The organism is Exiguobacterium sp. s75 (genome assembly GCF_018617145.1).
GTDB classification, from domain to species: Bacteria; Bacillota; Bacilli; order Exiguobacteriales; family Exiguobacteriaceae; genus Exiguobacterium; species Exiguobacterium profundum.
This window is the reverse complement of the sequence record NZ_JACSJQ010000002.1, coordinates 165185-186197: the sequence shown is the minus strand read 5'-3', so window position 1 is coordinate 186197 and position 21013 is coordinate 165185. Positions and strand designations below refer to the sequence as shown.

Annotated in this window: 21 protein-coding genes; 12 read left to right on the top strand and 9 right to left on the bottom strand. The window is 48.3% G+C overall.

Going from position 1 to position 21013, the window contains the following annotated elements:
* Positions 1-2 precede the first annotated feature (2 nt).
* Positions 3-1064: a Fe(3+) ABC transporter substrate-binding protein gene (locus KNO68_RS10330; RefSeq protein ID WP_078146080.1), complete on the bottom strand. Its 1062-nt coding sequence runs from the start codon at positions 1062-1064 to the stop codon at positions 3-5.
* A gap of 228 nt (positions 1065-1292) precedes the next feature.
* Between KNO68_RS10330 and KNO68_RS10325 the strand changes: the two genes are divergently transcribed.
* Positions 1293-1859: a TetR/AcrR family transcriptional regulator gene (locus KNO68_RS10325; RefSeq protein ID WP_211781920.1), complete on the top strand. Its 567-nt coding sequence runs from the start codon at positions 1293-1295 to the stop codon at positions 1857-1859.
* Positions 1860-1887: 28 nt separating this feature from the next.
* Positions 1888-5040 carry an efflux RND transporter permease subunit gene (locus KNO68_RS10320; protein WP_215112458.1) on the top strand — a complete coding sequence of 1051 codons (3153 nt, stop codon included), beginning with the start codon at positions 1888-1890 and terminating at the stop codon, positions 5038-5040.
* 44 nt (positions 5041-5084) lie between these two features.
* On the opposite strand, the gene KNO68_RS10315 is transcribed toward KNO68_RS10320, so the two are convergent.
* Positions 5085-5822, bottom strand: a complete 738-nt coding sequence (locus tag KNO68_RS10315; RefSeq protein ID WP_078146077.1) for a YwqG family protein — start codon at positions 5820-5822, stop codon at positions 5085-5087.
* A gap of 149 nt (positions 5823-5971) precedes the next feature.
* Between KNO68_RS10315 and KNO68_RS10310 the strand changes: the two genes are divergently transcribed.
* From KNO68_RS10310 to KNO68_RS10285, 6 genes are all read left to right on the top strand, one after another.
* Positions 5972-6325: a CidA/LrgA family protein gene (locus KNO68_RS10310; RefSeq protein ID WP_214818066.1), complete on the top strand. Its 354-nt coding sequence runs from the start codon at positions 5972-5974 to the stop codon at positions 6323-6325.
* Positions 6322-6996: an LrgB family protein gene (locus KNO68_RS10305; RefSeq protein ID WP_047795813.1), complete on the top strand. Its 675-nt coding sequence runs from the start codon at positions 6322-6324 to the stop codon at positions 6994-6996. Before KNO68_RS10310 ends, KNO68_RS10305 begins: the two co-directional genes overlap by 4 nt.
* A 97-nt stretch (positions 6997-7093) precedes the next feature.
* On the top strand, positions 7094-8332 hold the full coding sequence (gene pepT, locus KNO68_RS10300) for a peptidase T (RefSeq protein WP_214685053.1): 1239 nt from the start codon (positions 7094-7096) through the stop codon (positions 8330-8332).
* 52 nt (positions 8333-8384) lie between these two features.
* Positions 8385-8849 carry an SACOL1771 family peroxiredoxin gene (locus tag KNO68_RS10295; protein WP_078146074.1) on the top strand — a complete coding sequence of 155 codons (465 nt, stop codon included), beginning with the start codon at positions 8385-8387 and terminating at the stop codon, positions 8847-8849.
* Positions 8836-9555 (top strand): DNA/RNA nuclease SfsA, encoded by a 720-nt coding sequence (locus KNO68_RS10290; RefSeq protein WP_078146073.1) that lies wholly within the window; start codon positions 8836-8838, stop codon positions 9553-9555. The genes KNO68_RS10295 and KNO68_RS10290 overlap by 14 nt, the downstream gene beginning before the upstream one ends.
* Positions 9556-9720: 165 nt before the next feature.
* Entirely contained in the window at positions 9721-11346 is a 1626-nt protein-coding gene (locus tag KNO68_RS10285) for an ABC-F family ATP-binding cassette domain-containing protein (protein ID WP_015880408.1), read from the top strand.
* A 30-nt stretch (positions 11347-11376) separates the two neighbouring features.
* Here KNO68_RS10285 and KNO68_RS10280 read toward each other — a convergent pair whose 3' ends face one another.
* Complete coding sequence (locus tag KNO68_RS10280; protein WP_215112457.1) at positions 11377-11727, bottom strand: FixH family protein; 351 nt, start codon at positions 11725-11727, stop codon at positions 11377-11379.
* On the bottom strand, positions 11693-12130 hold the full coding sequence (locus tag KNO68_RS10275) for a FixH family protein (RefSeq protein WP_215112456.1): 438 nt from the start codon (positions 12128-12130) through the stop codon (positions 11693-11695). The genes KNO68_RS10280 and KNO68_RS10275 overlap by 35 nt, the downstream gene beginning before the upstream one ends.
* Before the next feature lie 265 nt (positions 12131-12395).
* On the opposite strand from KNO68_RS10275, the gene KNO68_RS10270 reads away from it, so the two are divergent.
* Positions 12396-13586: a LysM peptidoglycan-binding domain-containing protein gene (locus KNO68_RS10270; RefSeq protein ID WP_214757600.1), complete on the top strand. Its 1191-nt coding sequence runs from the start codon at positions 12396-12398 to the stop codon at positions 13584-13586.
* Between the two features lie 65 nt (positions 13587-13651).
* Entirely contained in the window at positions 13652-13915 is a 264-nt protein-coding gene (locus KNO68_RS10265; RefSeq protein ID WP_214685047.1) for an LlsX family protein, read from the top strand.
* A gap of 26 nt (positions 13916-13941) precedes the next feature.
* Here the strand turns inward: KNO68_RS10265 and KNO68_RS10260 are convergent, their stop codons facing one another.
* The 5 genes from KNO68_RS10260 to KNO68_RS10240 all read right to left on the bottom strand — a co-directional run bounded on the left by KNO68_RS10260 (position 13942) and on the right by KNO68_RS10240 (position 19738).
* Positions 13942-14379 (bottom strand): hypothetical protein, encoded by a 438-nt coding sequence (locus KNO68_RS10260; protein ID WP_214685045.1) that lies wholly within the window; start codon positions 14377-14379, stop codon positions 13942-13944.
* Positions 14376-15701 carry a PepSY-associated TM helix domain-containing protein gene (locus KNO68_RS10255; protein ID WP_215112455.1) on the bottom strand — a complete coding sequence of 442 codons (1326 nt, stop codon included), beginning with the start codon at positions 15699-15701 and terminating at the stop codon, positions 14376-14378. Before KNO68_RS10255 ends, KNO68_RS10260 begins: the two co-directional genes overlap by 4 nt.
* Before the next feature lie 216 nt (positions 15702-15917).
* Entirely contained in the window at positions 15918-17186 is a 1269-nt protein-coding gene (gene aceA / locus KNO68_RS10250) for an isocitrate lyase (protein WP_078146068.1), read from the bottom strand.
* Positions 17187-17261: 75 nt separating this feature from the next.
* Complete coding sequence (locus KNO68_RS10245) at positions 17262-17558, bottom strand: hypothetical protein (RefSeq protein ID WP_215112454.1); 297 nt, start codon at positions 17556-17558, stop codon at positions 17262-17264.
* The gene (locus tag KNO68_RS10240; RefSeq protein WP_483299282.1) at positions 17555-19738 is read right to left on the bottom strand and encodes a malate synthase G; all 2184 of its coding nucleotides are present in this window, start codon (positions 19736-19738) and stop codon (positions 17555-17557) included. The genes KNO68_RS10245 and KNO68_RS10240 overlap by 4 nt, the downstream gene beginning before the upstream one ends.
* Positions 19739-19919: 181 nt before the next feature.
* On the opposite strand from KNO68_RS10240, the gene KNO68_RS10235 reads away from it, so the two are divergent.
* Positions 19920-20366, top strand: coding sequence for a MarR family winged helix-turn-helix transcriptional regulator (locus tag KNO68_RS10235; RefSeq protein WP_215112452.1), 447 nt, complete (start codon positions 19920-19922; stop codon positions 20364-20366).
* A complete protein-coding gene (locus KNO68_RS10230; protein ID WP_015880377.1) occupies positions 20363-20998 on the top strand; it encodes a nitroreductase family protein in 636 nt (211 codons plus the stop codon). Before KNO68_RS10235 ends, KNO68_RS10230 begins: the two co-directional genes overlap by 4 nt.
* Positions 20999-21013 lie beyond the last annotated feature (15 nt).

Sequence of the window (21013 nt, the reverse complement as noted above, 5' to 3'; positions counted from 1 at the left end):
TCTTACTTCCAACCCACTTCGTTAAAGATGCGGATTGCTTCTTGTTGGTTTTCTCCAAGTGCAGAGAGGTTGATGTCTTGCTCTTTGAACTCGCCCCATGATTGAAGAAGTTCGTTCGGCTCAACCGACTCGTTGACTGGATATTCGTAGTTCACACTCGCAAACTTTTCTTGTGCTGACGGTTCTGACATGAACTCCATCAATTTTTGAGCGTTTTCTGTATTCTTCGATGCTTTCGTCATGGCGATACCCGAAATGTTCACGTGTGTGCCTGTTGTATCTTGGTTCGGGAAGAAGACACCGAGCTGTTCAGCGACTTTCTTCTCTTCCTCGTCTTCAGAATTCAACATGAGCCCCATGTAGTACGTGTTCATGATGGCCACGTCCCCTTCACCGGCGACGACCGCTTTCGCTTGGTCACGGTCGTTCCCTTGTGGGTCGCGTGCCATGTTGTTCACTAAGCCCTTCGCCCACTCTTTCGCTTCATCGACCCCGTTCACTTCGATGAACGATGCGAGGAGTGAGATGTTGTACATGTTTTCCGATGGACGGACGAGTACTTTGCCGTTCCACTGTTCTTCTGTCAACGCTTCATACGTCGACAAATCTTCTGGTTTCACGCGATCTTTTGAGTAGACGATGACACGCGCACGTTTCGTCAAACCGAACCATTCGTTGTCCGTGTCACGATATTTTTCAGGAATGTTTGACTCAAGCTCATCGCTATCGACCGCTTGAAGATGTCCTGCTTCTTTTGCCTGATACAAGTTTCCGGCATCTGCTGTGATGAAGAGGTCTGCTTCTGTGTTTTCGCCTTCCGTGTTCAAACGCTCGAGAAGTTCGTCACTCTTTCCTTCCACCACGTTGACTTTGATGCCTGTTTCTTCTTCAAACTGCTTGTATAATTGTTGATCGACATCGTAGTGGCGACTCGAGTAAACATTGACGACGTTCGAATCGTCTGAGCCTTCATTTGAAGCTGTCTCATCTGTGCTTGCACAAGCGGCAAGGAGCGATGTCGTTAACGCTGCTGAAATTCCTAAAGCTGCATATTTTTTGTTCATCTGTCATTCCCCCACGTTCGGTTATTTCTCTCTCTGGTAATGATAATTACTCTCAGTACCTATCATCACTGATAATCATTCTCAAGTCAAGACTTTTTTGCAATCGCTATCACACTAAATGTGTACTTGGTGACAGTTTTGAGGACATCATTTCTTGACTTCAAAAGAATACGAACGATATAGTAAAATCAAACAAACCGTCTGGTCGGTACAGAAAGAGGTGAAGATATGTCAAACCGATCGAACGTTACAAAGCAAAAGCTGTTGGATGCGGCAACCGACATCATCATGAACCACGGCGTGCACCAACTTACCTTAGATGAAGTCGCCAAGACTGCGGGTGTATCTAAAGGTGGACTGCTTTATCATTATCCTTCAAAAGAAGCGTTGATGACGGCGATGGTCGAGCGATTACAACAAGAACAAAACGAGCTATATGCTTCATTGCAACAAGAAGGTCATGGACCTGTCGAGGCATTCGTTCGTCTATTTGATGAAACGAAGTTGCATCCTGAGCGTGCTGCCATCCAAATCGACGTCGAGAAAATGATTGCATTTCTCACGTTGTTCGAAGTCGACCAAGAGTACGCCAATCGTTGGAAACATGATTTAGATACGTTCTTCGCACAGTTCCAACAAACGGCCGACCCGGTGGAAACGATGATCATTCGTTATGCACTCGAAGGTATGATGATGTCCGAACACTTCGGTGTCGGTGTTCCCCCTGCCGAACTCAAACAAGCGATTATCGCACGCTTGATTGAACGAGCCCACGACATCGATCGTGAATCATAAAACAATATATAGAGGAGATTAAAAACCCATGCAGAAAATCACGTCCTTCTCCGTCAACAACAAGTTCGCGGTTTGGTTGATGACGATCATCTTGACGGCCGCCGGTCTTTTCGCCGGTCTGACGATGAAGCTCGAGACGTTACCGGACATTACGACACCGACCGTCTCGGTCACAACCATTTATCCAGGTGCATCCCCTGAGCAAGTGCTCGAAGAAGTCAGCACCGTGTTAGAAGATCGTCTTCAGAATTTAAATGGTGTGGAACAAGTCCGTTCTTCGTCATTCCAAAACGCTTCAAACATCCAAATCGATTACGATTTCAGCACCGATATGGATGAAGCGGAACAGCAGGTCAAAGATGCGTTAAGCAACGTCGAATTGCCGGAGTCGGCACAAGAACCACAAGTGTCGCGTCTCAGTTTCGATGCTTTCCCGGTAATCGGGGCTGCCATCTCGGATGAGAGTCTTGATTTGGCCGAATTGACAAAACTCGTCGAGGAAGAAGTGCAGCCTGCCCTTGAAGGAGTGGAAGGTGCGCAAACCGTCCAAATTGCCGGGCAAGAGATTCGCCGCGTCGAACTTCAATTCGACCAAGATGCGCTCGCAGAATACAATTTGACAGAAGATACGGTCAAACAATTGATTCAAGCGAATGACGCTCGAATTGCGCTCGGGTTATATGAATTAGGTGATACGGAGCAAGCGGTCGTCATCGACGGCAAGTCGGAGACGCTCGAAGCGTTCCGCGACATCCAAATCCCTTACTCACCGGCACAATCAACGCCGACGACACCGTCTGCCCCGACGGAATTGCCACCTGGTCAAACGCCAGACGTGCCAACAGAGGTCCCGACGGAAACACCATCGGCATTACCACCGAACGTTCCGACGACGGTTCCGACTGTCGCGTTGAGTGAACTTGCGACAATCGAGGACAAAGGAATCGAAGAATCGATTTCTCGCTCAAACGGTGAACGTTCAATCGGCGTACAAGTGACGAAGACACAAGATGCGAACACGGTCGATGTCGTCAACGCCGTCAAAGAAGTATTGAATGACTTCGAAGCTGAAAACGATACGGCGAATGTATCGATCACACTCGACCAAGGACAACCGATTGAAGAGTCGGTCGAAACGATGTTATCGAAAGCGTTGCTCGGTGGCCTATTCGCCATCCTCATCATCTTAGTGTTCTTACGTAACTTCCGATCGACGATCATCGCTGTCATCTCGATCCCGTTATCGCTTCTCATGGCACTCATCGTCTTGAAGCAATTGGACATCACGTTGAACATCATGACGCTCGGTGCAATGACCGTTGCGATTGGTCGCGTCGTCGATGACTCCATCGTCGTCATCGAGAACATTTACCGTCGACTCACGCGTTCGAACGAACCACTTCGCGGTAAAGAGTTGATTATCGCGGCAACAAAAGAAGTATTCATCCCGATCGCCTCGTCGACCATCGTCACGATTGCGGTATTCTTGCCGCTTGGATTTGTCACAGGATTTGTCGGTGAACTGTTCTTGCCGTTCGCATTGACGGTCGTCTTCGCCTTACTCGCTTCGTTACTCGTGGCGATCACGGTCGTACCAATGATGGCCGACTCGTTCTTTAAAAACCGCGACAAGTTGAAGCCAGAAGAAGGTCCAGGCAAGCTCGCCGAATGGTATCGTGGCGTCTTGAACTGGTCACTGAACCATAAACTCGTCGTCTTCGGACTCGCGACTGCCCTATTGATTGGTAGTTTTGCCCTTGTCCCAGCGATCGGGGTCAACTTCTTGAACCAAGATTCGGAGAAGACGTTGTTCGTCACGTTCGACCCAGAACCGGGTCAAACACTTGAAGATTCGATTGCCGCAGCAGAAGTGGCAGAAGAATATTTCATGGAAGAACAACCGAACGCAACGGATGTTCAGTTCACGGTCGGTGGAGAAAACCCGCTGAACCCTGGAAACAACAAACAAGGAATCTTTATCGTCCAGTATGACCCGGATACGGAAGACTTCGCCGATGTGAAGTTGGCTGATATCGAGAAGTTGAATGAACTTGCCTCAAATGGGGAATGGAAAGAACAAGACTTCTCAGGTGGCGGCGCAACGAGCGGTGTCACATACAACGTCTATGCCAACTCGCTTGAAGATTTAGAAGCCATCGTGCCGACTTTCATCGAGGCGATTGAAGAGGAAACGGATTATGTCCGTCAAGCGACTTCTGACTTACGTGAGTCCTATGTACAATACACGTTCAACGTCGACCAACAGGCCGCTGCAGAAGCCGGTGTGTCGGCGGGACAAATCGCGCAAGTCATCAGTCAGTTCCAGGCACCAGAAAGTCCACTTGCGAGTGTCACAGTGGATGACAAACAGTTAGACGTCGTCATCCCGAACGAGCAAGTGACGTATGACAGTGTCGATGACCTGCAAGCACAAGAAATCACGACACCGTTCGGACCACGCCCGATTTCAGACTTCATTGAAATCGAAGAAGGCACAACACCGGACACACTCGTCGAGCGCGACGGAAAACTGCTTGCGCAAGTAAGTGTTGAACTCAGCACAGATAAAGCGACAGAAGCGTCTGCTGCGATTGAAGAACGCGTTTCAGAGATTGAGCTTCCGTCTGGCGTATCGTATGATGTCGGCGGTGTAACGGAACAGATTCAAGAATCGTTCACACAGCTCGGTCTTGCGATGCTCGCCGCGATTGCCATCGTATACTTGGTTCTCGTCATCACATTCGGTGGGGCACTCACGCCATTCGTCGTGTTGTTCTCACTTCCGTATGCGATTATCGGGGGACTCGTCGCCCTTCTCATCACGGGTGAAACGATTTCGGTTTCTGCCTTGATCGGGGCACTCATGTTGATCGGGATTGTCGTCACGAACGCCATCGTTTTGATTGACCGCGTCATTCATAAAGAAGAAGCTGGTTTATCAACACGTGAAGCGTTACTTGAGGCAGCGGGCACACGCCTTCGCCCAATTCTGATGACCGCACTCGCGACAATCGGTGCACTCGCACCACTCGCACTCGGTCTCGAGGGTGGCGCCCTCATCTCGAAAGGTCTCGGGGTCACCGTGATTGGCGGACTCACAAGTTCGACACTTCTCACGTTGCTCATCGTACCAATCGTCTATGAGTTCTTCGCACGATTCCGTAAGAAAAAACAAGCATAATCAAAAGAGAGTCGACTCATTCGAGTCGGCTCCCTTTTTTGCGTTCAATAACACTGCATAATGATTTCGGTTTCTCCAAACCGTTTGGCACGGAGAGCATCTTCCGGAATGAGAAAATAGAGAATACCTGCATCCCCGAACATGACGTCTAACTCTTCAGACGTGTCCATTTGAAACAATAGGAAAGGATGATCGAATCGTTCCCCATATGTTTCTTGTATCTCTTCAAAAACGTCACCTTGCACTTCACTCGGATGTCCACCGATTGCATGAAGTTCTTCTTGTTCGAATCGTTCGAGTAACCGATCGTACATCTCTTCGTCGAGCAGCTCATATAAACTGTATTCATTCTCTGCATAGCTTTCTTTAAAGGAAACGGCACGTTCATTTAATGCTTCCCCAACTCGCACTCGCTCAAGTTTCGATTCTTCAGTAAACAGAACACGCCAAAGATGACGTTCATCCACATCTCCCCAAGGTTGTTCTTCTAAATCATAGAAGAAAGACAACACCCCTTCTTTCGGGAGTGCATCTACGGATTCAAACTCAGCTAAATCACTTAAACGAAACTGAGCTAAAAACGTCATATTCTCTCCAGGATGCAAGTCTGCGTGTGGTAAGTCAGGATATCCGCCAAACTTAGAATGGCCAACCGCTACTTCTTCCCTTGTTGTCCGTGGCAAAGTTGTCAAATTGACCCGCTTTGTGAACGCATGTAAAATGTCTTCCCTGTTTTGTAATCCATGCTCTTGAATAAATTGCTCAATCGTTTTTAGTTCCATCTCGGCACCCCGCTTGTTTATGATAGATGTAGTATAGCATCCCGAACGTATGTACCCCTTACCTTTTTTGTTATACCCTTTTCTTGACCTCTCTCGTTGAATTTGAGAAGATTCATACGTTTTGAATGACGTGAAAGGAAGTCATGTATATGAAATTATTAAAATGGATTATCGGGCTCTCACTCTTGTTTGGGTTGAGCACGCTCGGAAACTGGATGGTTGAGACGTTCTCGTGGAAAGTACCAGGCAGCGTCATCGGCATGGTGCTCTTGCTCGTCCTCTTGTTGACAAAAGTCATTCGCGTGGAATGGATTGAGGACAGTGCCGGATATTTAACGAAGCATCTCGCTTTCTTTTTCATCCCCATTGCCGTCGGCCTTATGGCGTACGGCACGTTGTTAAAAGCTGCCGGTATCCCGCTCCTTATCACGTTACTCGCCAGCATGGCGGTCGGGATGGTCGTGACGGCGTTTGTTTCCGGGAAAGAAGGTGAGATATCATGACATACGTTTGGATTGGATTGACGATTCTCGTGTATTCGCTCAGTCGTCGACTTTCCATGAAGTGGGCATCTCCGTTCACCAATGTCGTCTTCTTAAGTACAGCGATTTTGATTCTTCTGTTACTCGTGACAGGACAGTCCTATGATGCGTATAAACCGGCTACCGATATCATCACCATCTTACTCGGACCAGCGACGGTCGCCCTCGGGTTACCGCTCTATCGCAACTTACCCGTGTTACTCGCTCGGGCAAAACGGGCCCTGAGTGCCATCGTACTTGGGTCACTCTCTACGATTTTTGTGGCTGTACTTTTCGGCAAGTTATTTTCTTTCACCGAAAACGTATTGATTGCACTATCGGTCAAATCGGCAACGTCCCCGATTGCCCTTGAATTGGCTCGACAACTAGAGGGGGATGCAACACTTGCGGCCTCGATCGCCGTTGCCTGCGGTATTTTAGGGGCGATGCTCGGACCGGTCTTATTGACGTGGATTCGTATGGACGACCCGTTCACGCGTGGACTCACACTCGGCACAATCAGTCACGGGATTGGGACCGCTCAGGCGGCAACGGAACATCCGTTGTCCGGTGCAACAGGTGGTGCCGCAATGGGATTGACCGCAATCTTCACCTCGTTTATCTTGCCGATTCTATATCCGTTTCTCTTTTGAACAGGTCGCGTCCATCGATGGGCGCGACTTTTTTGTTTCGACTTCGATTGCGCGTGATAAACTAATGAAGATGAAACTTATTAGAGGAGGGCAATCCATGCAAGCAAAATTAATTGAACGCTTAATGACGTACGCGAAGATTGATACACAGTCGGATTTCACAAGTACGACAACACCATCGACGGCCAAACAATGGGATTTGATTCGCCATTTGGAGAAAGAATTAAAAGAACTCGGTCTGACAGACGTCGAGACGGACGAATACGGCTATCTCTTCGCCACACTTCCGAGTAACGTCGATCATGATGTACCGACTATCGGCTTCCTTGCCCACGTCGATACGGCGACCGATTTCACAGGAACGAACGTCTCCCCTCAACTCGTCGAGCATTATGAAGGTGGCGACATCGTCTTGAACGAGTCGCTTCATGTCGTGTTATCACCAAAAGACTTCCCAGAACTGGACGGGTATGTCGGGCATACGCTCATGACAACGGACGGCACGACACTCCTCGGTGCGGACGATAAAGCAGGAATCGCTGAAATCGTCACAGCGATCGAATACTTATTGGCTCATCCTGAGATTCCACACGGGCCGGTCCGCATCGCCTTCACACCGGATGAAGAAATCGGACGTGGACCACATAAATTCGATGTCGCCCGATTCAATGCGGACTTCGCTTACACGATGGACGGCGGTCCACTTGGAGAGTTGCAGTATGAGAGTTTCAACGCAGCCGGTGCGACCGTCACCTTCCACGGGACGAACGTGCACCCAGGTAGCGCCAAGAACAAGATGGTCAACTCGATGAAGCTTGCGATGGCGTTCCAAAACCGTTTGCCTGCTGATGAGGCACCGGAACGTACGAGCAACTACGAAGGATTCTTCCACTTGAACGGCTTCAATGGGGACGTCGAGAAGACGACGCTTCAATACATCATCCGCGATCACGACAAACAGAAGTTCGAAGCGCGTAAAGCGTTGATGGAGAAGCTTGTCCTCGAATGGAAACAAAAATACGGGGAAGAACGGATTGAACTCCAGATGGAAGACCAGTATTACAACATGGCCGAGAAAATCGAGCCGGTCAAACACATCGTCGATACCGTCGCTGATGTCATGCGTGGTCTTGGCATCGAACCGAAGATCGAACCGATTCGTGGTGGGACAGACGGATCGCAACTTTCTTACATGGGCCTTCCGACGCCGAACATCTTCACAGGTGGCGAAAACTATCACGGGAAGTTTGAATACATCTCTGTGAACAACATGGAAAAAGCAACAACGGTTATCATCGAAACACTTCGCACATTCGCGAAGCGCGCACAAGCATAACACATGCGCCTCCAATCGTTCTCTTTTACACTAGAGACATTGGAGGCGATTTTTGATGAAGCATACATTTAGCATGAACCTCGGCTGGGATGGCGGACGAAATGACGTCGGTACCCTCGAGGCCGAGCGATTAAAGACACAGATTTCGATCCCACCCGAGATGGACGGTCCCGGAGTCGGCACGAATCCGGATGAGATGTTACTCGGGGCAGCGGCCACGTGTTATATCATCACCCTCGCAGCCGTACTCGGACGGAGTGACCTGACTCACCGTGGCATCACGATTGATGCGGAAGGCATCGTCGATGTGACGAACGGCATCTTCACTTACGAGACGATTCGCTATGCGACAACGATTCAAGTACCTACAGAGATGACGGATCGAGAGATCACACTTGTTGAACGCATCGCGAAAAAAGCGAAAGATCAATGTATGATTTCACGCGCACTCGCAGGAAATGTAGCATTTGAGTTGAATACCGTCATTTCACGTAAAAGTGGCAATGATTTTATTTGAAGAACCTTTGAAAAAAGCGATAATTGTAAACAGACGTAATCGCTTTGTCATGGACGTACTCGTTGATGATTTGCTCGCGCCTTGCCATTGTCCTGTAACAGGAAGGATTGGAGATATTATATTTGAAAACATCCCCTGCCTCGTCTCAGAAACCTATGACTCGAATCGTAAAACTCGCTTTACAGTCGAAGCCATTTCAGTCGATGGTGAACAATGGATTGGAATCAATCAAGGTCGTGTAAACGACTATGTTGAAGCTTTCTTACTCGAGAACCAGCTTGATGCTTTCTCAACCCCGAGGGGAATCAAACGTGAAATAGTAACTGACGGTGCACGGATCGATTTTCAGATTGATGGAATCTTCATGGAAGTGAAGGCTCCGCTCAGCGAACTACTCACTATTCCTCTCCCACACTTTAAACGTAGACGAGTGAAACGACCCATCGAAACAGAACGTTTGATTCGTCATCTCTACGCTCTGATTTCCACTCTACCCCAAACCGGAAGAGCAGTCCTCTTATATGTTTTTTTATATGACGCACCAATTTATACCGGTAATCCCAACCGAAAACAAGACCATCTAATTCGTCAATTGATTAACGATGCGATACCTTCCGGATTAGAAATATGGCAACTGAACTGCACTATTTCCCCTGAAGGAATTCGTTTACTTCGTTGCTTTGACACAACGTCTCACTTCAAGTAACCAAATGTATTAAGTGAAACGTTATGTTTTTACTAAACATATGATATGTTGGGAATTACCGAATAGAGTCATTTTTCACTTCCACTCTTTACGCGACTGCGCGTTTTTCAAAAACGTGATACAATACACGTCGTAAACTAATCAGAAAAACGAGGGATACCATACATGATTACAGTAAATAACGTCAGCCTACAATTTGGCGGTCGCAAGTTGTTTGAAGAGGTGAACATCAAGTTCACGCCAGGCAACTGTTACGGATTAATCGGTGCGAACGGTGCCGGAAAATCGACATTCTTAAAGATTTTATCAGGTGAACAAGATACGACGACGGGTGATGTCAGCATCACACCGGGCGAACGTCTCGCCGTCCTCAAACAGGACCACTACGCGTATGAGGACAGTGCAGTTCTCGAGACCGTCATCATGGGTCACGAGCGTCTCTACAAAGTAATGAAAGAAAAAGACGCCATCTACATGAAAGAAGACTTCTCAGATGAAGACGGGATGCGCGCAGCTGAACTCGAAGGAGAATTCGCTGAGTTGAACGGTTGGGAAGCAGAGTCGGAAGCCTCGATGGTCCTCCAAGGTCTTGGTATCTCTGAAGCGCTGCACCAGAAACAAATGAGCGAACTCACAGGTGGGGAGAAAGTCAAAGTCCTTCTTGCCCAAGCGCTCTTCGGTAAGCCAGATATCCTCCTCTTAGACGAGCCGACCAACGGACTTGACCTAAAAGCGATTCAATGGTTAGAAGAATTCTTGATCAACTTTGAAAACACAGTCATCGTCGTTTCCCACGACCGTCACTTCTTGAACAAAGTCTGTACGCACATGGCCGACCTCGACTTTGGAAAAATCCAATTGTACGTCGGGAACTACGACTTCTGGTATGAGTCTAGCCAACTCGCTACACGTATGGCGGCAGACCAGAACAAGAAGAAAGAAGAGAAAATCAAAGAGCTTCAAAACTTCATCGCACGTTTCAGCTCGAACGCATCGAAAGCACGTCAAGCGACGTCTCGTAAGAAGTTGCTCGATAAGATCACACTTGATGACATCCGTCCGTCGTCACGTCGTTATCCGTTCGTCGGATTCACGATGGAGCGCGAGATCGGAAACGATGTTCTCTATGTCGATAACGTATCGAAGACGATCGATGGTGTAAAAGTACTCGACAACGTCACGTTCTCACTCAACAAGACGGACAAAGTCGCATTCGTCGGTCGTTCGGACGTTGCCATCACGACACTCTTCAAAATTCTCATGGGTGAGATGGAGCCAGACACAGGGTCAGTCAAATGGGGCGTCACGACAACTCAGTCATACTTCCCGAAAGACAATTCGGAGTACTTCGAGGGCTCAGAAAAGAGCATCCTCGACTGGTTGCGCCAGTTCTCACCTGCCGATGAGTCAGACACGTTCCTTCGTGGATTCCTTGGCCGTATGCTCTTCTCAGGTGAAGAAGTCATGAAGAAGGCGTCTGTCCTCTCAGGAGGAGAAAAAGTACGCTGCATGCTCTCGAAGATGATGCTCTCGAACTCGAACGTACTCGTCCTTGACGATCCGACGAACCACTTGGATCTCGAATCGATCACAGCACTCAACAACGGTCTCGAGTCGTTCAAAGGCGTGCTTCTCTTCAGCTCACATGACCATCAGCTCATCTCGACGATCGCGACACGCATCATCGAAGTGACTCCGAATGGCATCGTGGACAAAGAAGCAACATACGATGAGTACTTGGAGAACGAAGCGCTTCAACAACAAGTTGAATCCCTTTACCAAAATGCATAATAAAAAATCGGCTCAACGTGAGCCGATTTTTTATTTAACGTTTACCGTCTCCATGACGTGCTCATGAATATCATGACCTTTCGTGACATGGACTTGAACGTTGTATGCGCCTGATTCAGCAAAGGTGTGTGCACCTTTATACATCCCAGCATCTGCTTCCTCTAACTTCACCCACTCATGCTTCTCTGCCCCGTCTTGGAAGATTTCGAGTTGTACTTCCGCCCCTGCGAGCATCTCGTCTTCAATCATGACGTGTACCATGAATGGTTGTTCTTCCCCTGCTGTCGCCTCTTTCGGGTCAAGCGTGATATCCGCTCCAGCGTGGTGATGATGCTCACTCTCTTCTTCATTCTGCTTCAGCAGCCGTTTCTGGATGTCCAACCGTCACGTTTGTCGTCGGCATGGTGTGCATCGAACGCGCTGTCACGTGAACCTGAACCGTATAGACCGCTTCTTCCGCGAACGTCGTCTCCGCTTCATAGATACCGTCTTTCGTGAGTGACGCCTTGATCATCTCACTTTCTTCCTTCGCACCATTCTTCCATACCTCGAACTTGATTTCATCCGCATCGTCTACAGGTTGACCATCTTGCGTGACTGTTACTGATAAAGGTACCGCCTCTCCCTTTTTAGCCGTTGCCTCTACCGTCAACTCTGCCTCGACCGGTTCCATTGACTGTGGAACAGCCGCGCTCTCCGCTTCTTTCTCCGTACTACACGCACCGAGTACGAATAACCCGATGAGTCCAAACACGACCCCAAACCGTGTCATCATCTTTTTCATCATAAGTCCTCCTTATAAATCGCTTACATCTTTCACACATTGTTCATGATACCATCTCTTTCCAAAAAGAGTGTGAGCATTCTGTGATATATCCCGCGATACATTCTCACAAATTTCACACATATAGTTGAATCAAAATTTATTGAGTACATTTCCGAATTTTAGTCCATCATTTCTAAAAAGGGGTATATAAAATATATCAAGGTCAATCATTTGGAAAGTCTTAACATCAAGAGAGTTACATCATGAATGGAGGCGAATTCAGATGAAACGTAAGGTCATTCGTGGGGCGATGGCGCTGTTCATCTTATTGGCGATGGTGATCACACAATCGATTTCCGTCAGTGCCGCCGCTTCAAAATTTGTCACGAGCGTGAACACGACGAGCAAGGTCGTCGCATTGACGTTCGATGACGGGGCAGACGGGGCGAACACGAACAAGATTTTAGACATTTTAGCAAAAAACAATGTCAAAGCCACTTTCTTTTTAACGGGGTCGGGCGCAAATAACCATCCACAGTACATTAAAAATATCGCCGCAAAAGGACATCAACTCGGAAATCACTCGTATACACACCCTGACTTCACCAAACTGACTGCCACGCAGATGAAATCCGAACTCGACCGCACGGAAGCTTTGATTAAATCGTTGACCGGAAAAACGACAAAACCGATTTTCAGAGCCCCTTTTGGTGCAGTGAATAGTACCGTATTGAGCGGTGTCGGGGCTTCAGGATACGGATACACGATTCAATGGAACATTGATACGGTTGACTGGAAAGGATTGACCGCGAGCCAAATCAACACGAAAGTTCAGACTAACATCAAACCGGGTTCAATCGTCTTGATGCATACCGGAGCCGGGGCCCCGGGTACACCGCTCGCACTCCCAACGATGATTTCACAACTCAAAGCAAAAGGGTACAAATTTGTCACGATCTCACAATTACTTGCATATCAAAACGCATCGACGAACAAAACGTATACCGTGAAGTCAGGTGATACGTTGTACAGTATCGCACGGACATACGGAGTCACCGTCTCGGCGCTTGCTGCCGCCAACAACATTACGAACTACAGCTTGATTTATGTAGGACAAGTGCTCATCATTCCAGGAACGACCGTTACACCACCTACGACGACCGTGAAATACACCGTGAAATCGGGCGACACACTCTACAAGATTGCGACGATGTACAATACGACCGTCGCAAAAATCGCAGCTGCCAATAACATCGCAAACGTCAACTCCATCTATGTCGGACAAGTGCTCGTCATCCCAGGTACGACGGTCACACCACCGACAACTACGGTGAAATACACGGTCAAATTAGGGGACACGCTGTACAAGATTGCGACGATGTATAACACAACTGTTGCGAAAATCGCGGCCGCCAACAATATCACGAACGTCAGCTTAATCAGTGTCGGGCAAGTGTTGACCATTCCGAAATGATTGCCTCGTGAATCTTTTCCTCAGCTTGTGACGTATCGTATACAAACAGGAAAAGAGGAAACGCTATGACTCGAACCGTAATCCGTGTCAGTACTACCGCATTCATCGGACTTTTGGTTTCAATTGCCACATTCTCGATTTTGATTTGGCTCGGTTATGAACAAGCACTCACATCCGGTGAGCCGATCCAATTCTTAACACGTGAGATTTATCAATTCGAGAAGGGAATCGGGGTCGCCAACCAGAATCAAATGGCCATCCTCGGTGCCGGATTTATGGGCATTGCCGTTCTCATTGGAGAGATCGGGATACGTCTTAAACGAAAGTAACCGCTGCATACGCAACGGTTACTTTTTTAATGCTGATGTTCACCACCATGGTCGTGTGAGTGAACGATTGGTTGCTGCAATTGGTCGATTTGGTCTTGCGGTACATCACCGACAATCATCCATGCGGACGGCGTATAGACCTTCTGCCCTTCATGGACCATGCCGTTCACTTGGTAGATTCCCTGATCGAGTTTCACGCTCGTCACGAGATAGCCATCCTTTTCTGTCACTTCATACGTCCGGGTCTCTTCCGAATCGTAAGGCGTGACTTGAATATGGCTTTCTGTCACACGTTCATCATTCGATATTTTCATCGCAAGCGTCGTCGAGCCAACTTCTACACGTTCAGGTACGATCAGTTGAATGCCAATCGGATCAACGGTGCGTTCTACTGGCTGAAGTTGACACGCACCTAACCAAATCGTCGCTAGGATGACAGGAAGGACTGCTTTAAATCGTTTCATGCCGCCACCTCCGCTTTCAACTTCCGGCGCCCGACTAACCAATCAAATAGGAGAACGACAAGAATACTGATCCCTGCGAGCGGTAATGTCACACCAAGAAGTAGAATCAAAATACCGACGATTCGTTTGATCCGTTCGTCCTCAAACCGCTTCATCTGTTCGATCGATCCGATTCTCCGTTTGCGCCACATCACGAACGAGCTGATGACCACGAAAATGAGACCTAGACAAAGTGCGACCCCAACCAATTGATTGAGCAAACCGAAGAGGCGACCTTCATGGAAGGCGATTCCGACCGTAATCAGTTTTCCGAGAACCCCGTAATCTGCGTATGTCACAGAGCTGAGTGTTTCACCACTGTATTGATCTAAGTTCACCGTCGCTTCTTTAAATGGATGTCCCGCTGCCGATGTGATAGTATAGACGCCTGTTTCGCCTTCCGGAAGCGAGATCGTGTACGGTCGATCAATCGTGGACTTGTTAACCACTTGATTCAAATCAATCGGCAACAGCGTACTTGGAGAAGAAGTTGGAACGAGATCTGCTTGGGTCGCCCAAGGTACGTCTTCTGCCACATCTTTTGTCGTCACGGTCGATTCCGGCTTGGTACCAAACGCATAGGCATACATCGGTGCTCCCGTGTTTGTCGACGAGGAAACCCACTGCAACATCGCACCCGAAACGGATGACCAGGCAAGACCTGAACTGATGATGATGACGAGACCTAGCGATGACCATAAGGCGACGCTACCGTGCATCTGTTTCCACCACTGCCGGCCTTTCCCGAGCTTCGGCACAAGCATCCGAATCGGATTCTTTCCGCGCGGCCAGAATAAGAAGGTCCCTGTAATAAGAAGAATGATTGCCCAGGATGCTGCGAGTTCGACGACCCAGTTTCCGATTTGACCACCTAATAGTGTGCCATGAATCACAACTAATAAATCCATGCTACCTTCAGCAGACCGTGTTCCTAAAACTTCTGTCGTTTCTGGATGAATATATGTATACATCATCTCGTCTTCGTTCATCCAACCGATTCGAGTCGATTCACCTTCATCCGGCAAACGAATCGATGTGATCATCGCATCCGGATATTTTGTCATGAATGATTCCTTTTGGACTTCTATCGGCTGTTCTTCCGTGAAAGATGCCGTCATCATGTCTTTGTATTGCATCTTTGTTACTTGCGGTTCAAATAAATAAATGCTTCCTGTCACAGCCAAGATAATGAAAATCGGTGCAAATATGAGACCTGCATAAAAATGCCAACGCCACACCGCTTGGTACCAAGCGTTACGTTTGTTCAACCGTTCCCCTCGCATGATGCTTCCCCCTTTATCATTGTGTCCAACTTGTGAACAGATTGAGTATACAAAGAATGGAAACGGTTTATTCTTACTATTTGTGACAACTATTCGTCGAATTGGAGAAGTGAAAATGAACTTTGATTCATCTTTTTTTCACATATTCATCGAACTGATTCACACACTTTCACATAAAGAAAGAGACACCAACAAGTTGGCGTCTCCAAAATATGATCAATTTGTGAACTGCTCTGCTTCTGTCGATCCAGCCAGTGCAGTCGTAGATGATTGCCCACCCGAGATGACGAGCGAGACTTCATCGAAGTAACCCGTCCCGACTTCACGTTGATGACGTGTCGCCGTGTAACCGTGTACTTCAGCCGCAAATTCTGCTTGTTGTAACTCCGAGTACGCTGCCATGCCGCGATCTTTGTACCCGCGTGCGAGCTCGAACATGCCGAAGTTGAGCGCGTGGAATCCAGCGAGTGTGACGAACTGGAACTTGTAGCCCATTGCACCGATTTCTTGTTGGAACGTGGCAATCTCTTCGTCTGACAACTTCTTCTTCCAGTTGAACGATGGTGAGCAGTTGTAAGCGAGAAGTTTGCCTGGATACTTCGCATGAATCGCTTCGGCAAATTGACGTGCCTCTGCTAAATCTGGTTCGGACGTCTCACACCAGACGAGATCTGCATACGGTGCATAAGCGAGACCGCGAGCAATTGCTTGCTCGATACCAGCTTCCGTACGATAGAAGCCTTCCGGCGTACGCTCTCCAATGATGAACGGATGATCGATTGGGTCGATGTCGCTCGTGATCAAGTTCGCCGCGTGCGCATCTGTCCGCGCTACGATGATCGTTGGGACGCCCATGACGTCTGCCGCGAGTCGCGCCGAAATCAAGTTTTTCACAGCCGTCTGCGTCGGGAGCAACACCTTCCCACCAAGGTGACCACATTTCTTCTCAGACGAGAGCTGGTCTTCGAGGTGAACGCCGGCAGCCCCCGCTTCGATCATCGCCTTCGTCAATTCGAATACGTTGAGTACCCCACCAAAACCGGCTTCCATATCTGCGACAATCGGTGCGAACCAATGCGTGTCGCCTTTCCCTTCTGCCGTTTGAATTTGGTCGGCACGTTGAAGCGCTTGGTTGATTCGTTTGACGACACTTGGCACCGAATTGGCCGGATATAGACTCTGGTCCGGATACATGTGACCTGACAGGTTCGCATCCGCCGCTACTTGCCAACCACTCAAATAGATGGCTTCGAGTCCTGCTTTCACTTGCTGAATCGCCTGGTTCCCTGTCAACGCACCGAGTGCATGGACGTAGTCACGCTCGTGCATCAATTGCCACAGGCGTTCCGCTCCCTTTGTCGCAAGCGTATGTTCAATCACGATAGACCCTCGTAATTTCATGACGTCTTCTACAGAGTATGGACGTTCTACCCCTTCAAATCGTTCTGACTTCCAGCTGTTCAACAATTCTTCGCGTTGTTTCATCAATAAACCCTCCTGTATTATATTAATTTTATAAAATTAAATTTGTTATATAACAGATGGTGCGAACGAAATGATTTAGTCGAGGTAAGCGCAGCATTCTAACGCTGCCTTAAACGTCGAATGCTCCATCCCGCAGCAACGACAGACATTTTCTTCGTCACGGTCCTCCAGTTTGCGGAAAACGACGACTTCATCGATCGGCTCTTTCATGATTTGGAGCGAACCGTCTGCACGATCCAAGACGAGGCGCATCAAGTCGTTTCCGTATACGAATGCCGTATTCGCAAGTGATGCTGTCGATTCTCCAGATATGATGCGGCGGACGACCCAACGTTCAATCAACTGTTCGCTTTCCATTTTTTTCGTTGTCATGATGAGGTTCCTCCTTTTAAATTGAACTCCACAGTTTGTCGTTTCATAAATTCACGGCGGCGGCGATGTAAGATTGGTTCCGTATACCCGTTCGGCTGTTTCAACCCATGAAACACGAGTTCGTGGGCGGCTTGATAGGCGATCGACTGATCGACGTTCGGCGTCATCGGTCGATAATTCGGGTCTGACTCGTTTTGCTCATCGACGACTCGTGCCATCCGATAAAGGGTGACCTCGACTTGTTCTGCTGAACAGATGCCGTGATGCAACCAGTTGGCCACGTGTTGGCTCGAAATCCGGAGTGTCGCCCGGTCTTCCATCAGTCCGATATGGTGAATATCCGGCACTTTCGAACAACCGACACCTTGTTCGACCCAACGGACGACGTACCCGAGCAATCCTTGCAAGTTGTTCTCAAGCTCTTCATTGATCTCGTCTTGCGAATAGATGCGTGTCGCGAGCGGAATGTCGAGGAGTTGTTGTCTCTCATGTTTCGAATGAGGTTGCTTGATCAATTCTCGCTGTACATCAAAAGCATCGAGTTGATGATAGTGCATCGCATGGAGCGTCGCCGCGGTCGGTGAAGGCACCCATGCCGTCGTCGCCCCGGACCGTACATGTGCCATTTTTTCACGCATCATGTCCCGCATCCGGTCAGGCATCGCCCACATCCCTTTTCCGATTTGTGCTTGATGGTGGAACCCACTCTCGAGACCGGTTGATACATTCAACCGTTCATATGCAGCGAGCCAAGGTGACGTCTTCATTTCTCCCTTCCGACGCATCGGTCCGAGTGTCATCGAGGAATGAATCTCGTCTCCCGTCCGGTCGAGGAAGCCTGTGTTGATGAAGACGACTCGCTCTTTTACTTGCGCGATACAATTTTTCAAGTTGAGCGATGTTCGTCTCTCTTCATCCATCACGCCGACTTTTAACGTATAGCGAGGAAGGTCCAGCAGATTTTCCACGGCATCAAACAAAACATTGGTGAATGCCACTTCTTCAGAGCCGTGCATTTTCGGCTTGACGATGTAAATCGATCCTTCCCGAGAGTTGAGACGACGATGAAGATGGCGACTTGCAATCAATGAAGTAAAGATGGCATCAACGATCCCCTCTGGTACCTCGCGACCTTCTGCATCAAGAATCAAGTCCGTCGTCATCAAGTGTCCAACGTTCCGAATGAACAAGAGCGCGCGTCCTGGGAGGACGACTTCCACCCCACCTTTTCCAAGCAAACGCTTGTCTTCGTTTAAACGCCGAGAGAGTCGCTTCCCGTCTTTTTGGAACGAGGCTTCAAGCGTCCCATCCATTAGACCGAGCCAATTACGATACAGATGAACTTTGTCTTCCGCGCAAACGGCTGCGACCGAGTCTTCACAATCCACGATTGCGGATAGGGCTGATTCGAGCTCGATGTCCATCAGTCCAGCAGGATCAATCTTTCCGATCGGATGCTCGCGGTCGAATTGAAGTTCAACGTGCAAGGCATGGTGTCTGAGCATTAACGTCTTCAACTCGTTCGGTTCCCCGGTGTAACCGACGAAAGAATCATCTGCGAACGAATGCTCGTCGTCCCCGATTACCGCATAAGCGACATCGTCACGAACGACGTATCGTGTCACTTCCTTGTGCGACCCTGATGGTAGCGGGAACGTGTCATCCAGAAACTGTTTCGCTAACCGAATGACCTCATTACCGCGAACGGGATTATATGCTCTCCCCTTTTCCATACCATCTGTCTCGTCAATCATGTCCGTCCCATAAAGAGCGTCGTAGAGACTTCCCCATCTGGCGTTGGCGGCATTGAGTGCATATCTGGCATTGTCTAACGGTACGACGAGTTGCGGTCCCGCTTGATGAGCGATTTCGCGATCGACATTCAACACGTCGATATTAAAATCTTCGACGACCGGTTCGATATAGCCGATCGACGTTAAAAATGTCTCGTATTCGATTGGATCGACTTCGTCTTGCCTGCTGTACCATTCCTGTAACAATCGCTCGAATGTCTTGCGCTGCTCTAGAAGTGTCTGATTCACTGGAATGAAACGCTCTAGAAGCGATTCGACCCCTTCCCAAAAATCATTGATTTCATGAGGTTCAAGAACGTTTTTATTCACAAATTCGAGCAGTTTCTCATGAATATGATACTTATCTAGTCGTTCATAGTGTTCCAAGCGTTCACATCCTCCTTTAATCATTGTTATATATCAGTTGGTTATAATATAGACTATTATATAACAGTTTGACAACCTATTTTTTAAAACTTTTTATTTGAAATATCGTCAGGTTGGGTTTACTATACATTGTGTGACCCATCAATGATTGAGTCATCAATGATTTGAGGAGGCGATGTGCATGCGAGATTCTTGCTCGCTTCGTGATCAAATTCTCTATCACATCATCACTGTACAAAAAGAATTAGGGCAATTATTCGACTCTGAAATGGACGGGCTCAGCTTGAGTCGCTATGACATTTTGAGCAACTTGTATCACGTCGGTCCATTGCGGCAACGTGAATTGCAACAGCGCGTCGATGTCGACCATGCCGCCATCACCCGACACTTGAAACAGTTAGAGACACAAGGACTCATCACGCGGAGACGCTGTGAACAAGACAACCGTGTCATCTATGTTGAGTTGACAGACGATGGTCGTGAACAAGTTGCACATTGGACTGAGCAAAAAGAGTGCTTAACGGACCGACTTTTTGTCAACATGAAGGTAGAGGATCAACAACAGTTATTAGCATCACTCACGATGTTACAAGATACTATTGACCATGAAAGGAAGACTACAATATGAACACTGCCACACAAAAAGACTTTATGGAGATTGTCAAAGGACGCCGCTCGATTCGTGTATACGATGAGAACGTCAAAATTTCAAAAGAAGAAATGACACAAATTCTTGAAGAAGCGACAACAGCTCCTTCATCCCTTAACTTACAGCCATGGCGCTTCGTCGTCATCGATAGCGCAGAAGGAAAAGAAACACTCCTCCCACTCGCAAGCTTCAACAAACGCCAAGTGGAAACATCTTCAGCTGTGATCGCCCTCTTCGCCGACTATCAGATGGCAGATTACACAGAAGAGATTTTCGATACAGCAGTAGAGCGCGGTATGATGCCGGCTGAGGTCCGTGACCGTCAAGTCGACATGATCAAAGGCATCTTCAAAGATGCACCGAAAGAAATGATCAAAGATAGCATCATGCTCGATTCAGGTCTCGTTGCGATGCAGCTCATGCTCGTCGCACGTGCACACGGATATGACACAAACCCAATCGGCGGATACGACAAAGCGAACATCGCTGAAGCGTTCGGCCTCGACAAAGAACGTTACCTCCCAGTCATGCTTCTCTCAATCGGGAAAGCAGCAGAAGAAGGGTATCCATCAGTCCGCTTCCCAGTCGACCGCATCACAGACTGGAAATAATTCAAAAGAGTCAAT

Coding starts and splice junctions, on each gene's coding strand:
- KNO68_RS10330 (WP_078146080.1), bottom strand. CDS start 1,064: ATGAACAAAAAATATGCAGCTTTAGGAATTTCAGCAGCGTTAACGACA.
- KNO68_RS10325 (WP_211781920.1), top strand. CDS start 1,293: ATGTCAAACCGATCGAACGTTACAAAGCAAAAGCTGTTGGATGCGGCA.
- KNO68_RS10320 (WP_215112458.1), top strand. CDS start 1,888: ATGCAGAAAATCACGTCCTTCTCCGTCAACAACAAGTTCGCGGTTTGG.
- KNO68_RS10315 (WP_078146077.1), bottom strand. CDS start 5,822: ATGGAACTAAAAACGATTGAGCAATTTATTCAAGAGCATGGATTACAA.
- KNO68_RS10310 (WP_214818066.1), top strand. CDS start 5,972: ATGAAATTATTAAAATGGATTATCGGGCTCTCACTCTTGTTTGGGTTG.
- KNO68_RS10305 (WP_047795813.1), top strand. CDS start 6,322: ATGACATACGTTTGGATTGGATTGACGATTCTCGTGTATTCGCTCAGT.
- pepT (WP_214685053.1), top strand. CDS start 7,094: ATGCAAGCAAAATTAATTGAACGCTTAATGACGTACGCGAAGATTGAT.
- KNO68_RS10290 (WP_078146073.1), top strand. CDS start 8,836: ATGATTTTATTTGAAGAACCTTTGAAAAAAGCGATAATTGTAAACAGA.
- KNO68_RS10285 (WP_015880408.1), top strand. CDS start 9,721: ATGATTACAGTAAATAACGTCAGCCTACAATTTGGCGGTCGCAAGTTG.
- KNO68_RS10275 (WP_215112456.1), bottom strand. CDS start 12,130: ATGAAAAAGATGATGACACGGTTTGGGGTCGTGTTTGGACTCATCGGG.
- KNO68_RS10270 (WP_214757600.1), top strand. CDS start 12,396: ATGAAACGTAAGGTCATTCGTGGGGCGATGGCGCTGTTCATCTTATTG.
- KNO68_RS10265 (WP_214685047.1), top strand. CDS start 13,652: ATGACTCGAACCGTAATCCGTGTCAGTACTACCGCATTCATCGGACTT.
- KNO68_RS10260 (WP_214685045.1), bottom strand. CDS start 14,379: ATGAAACGATTTAAAGCAGTCCTTCCTGTCATCCTAGCGACGATTTGG.
- KNO68_RS10255 (WP_215112455.1), bottom strand. CDS start 15,701: ATGCGAGGGGAACGGTTGAACAAACGTAACGCTTGGTACCAAGCGGTG.
- aceA (WP_078146068.1), bottom strand. CDS start 17,186: ATGAAACAACGCGAAGAATTGTTGAACAGCTGGAAGTCAGAACGATTT.
- KNO68_RS10245 (WP_215112454.1), bottom strand. CDS start 17,558: ATGACAACGAAAAAAATGGAAAGCGAACAGTTGATTGAACGTTGGGTC.
- KNO68_RS10235 (WP_215112452.1), top strand. CDS start 19,920: ATGCGAGATTCTTGCTCGCTTCGTGATCAAATTCTCTATCACATCATC.
- KNO68_RS10230 (WP_015880377.1), top strand. CDS start 20,363: ATGAACACTGCCACACAAAAAGACTTTATGGAGATTGTCAAAGGACGC.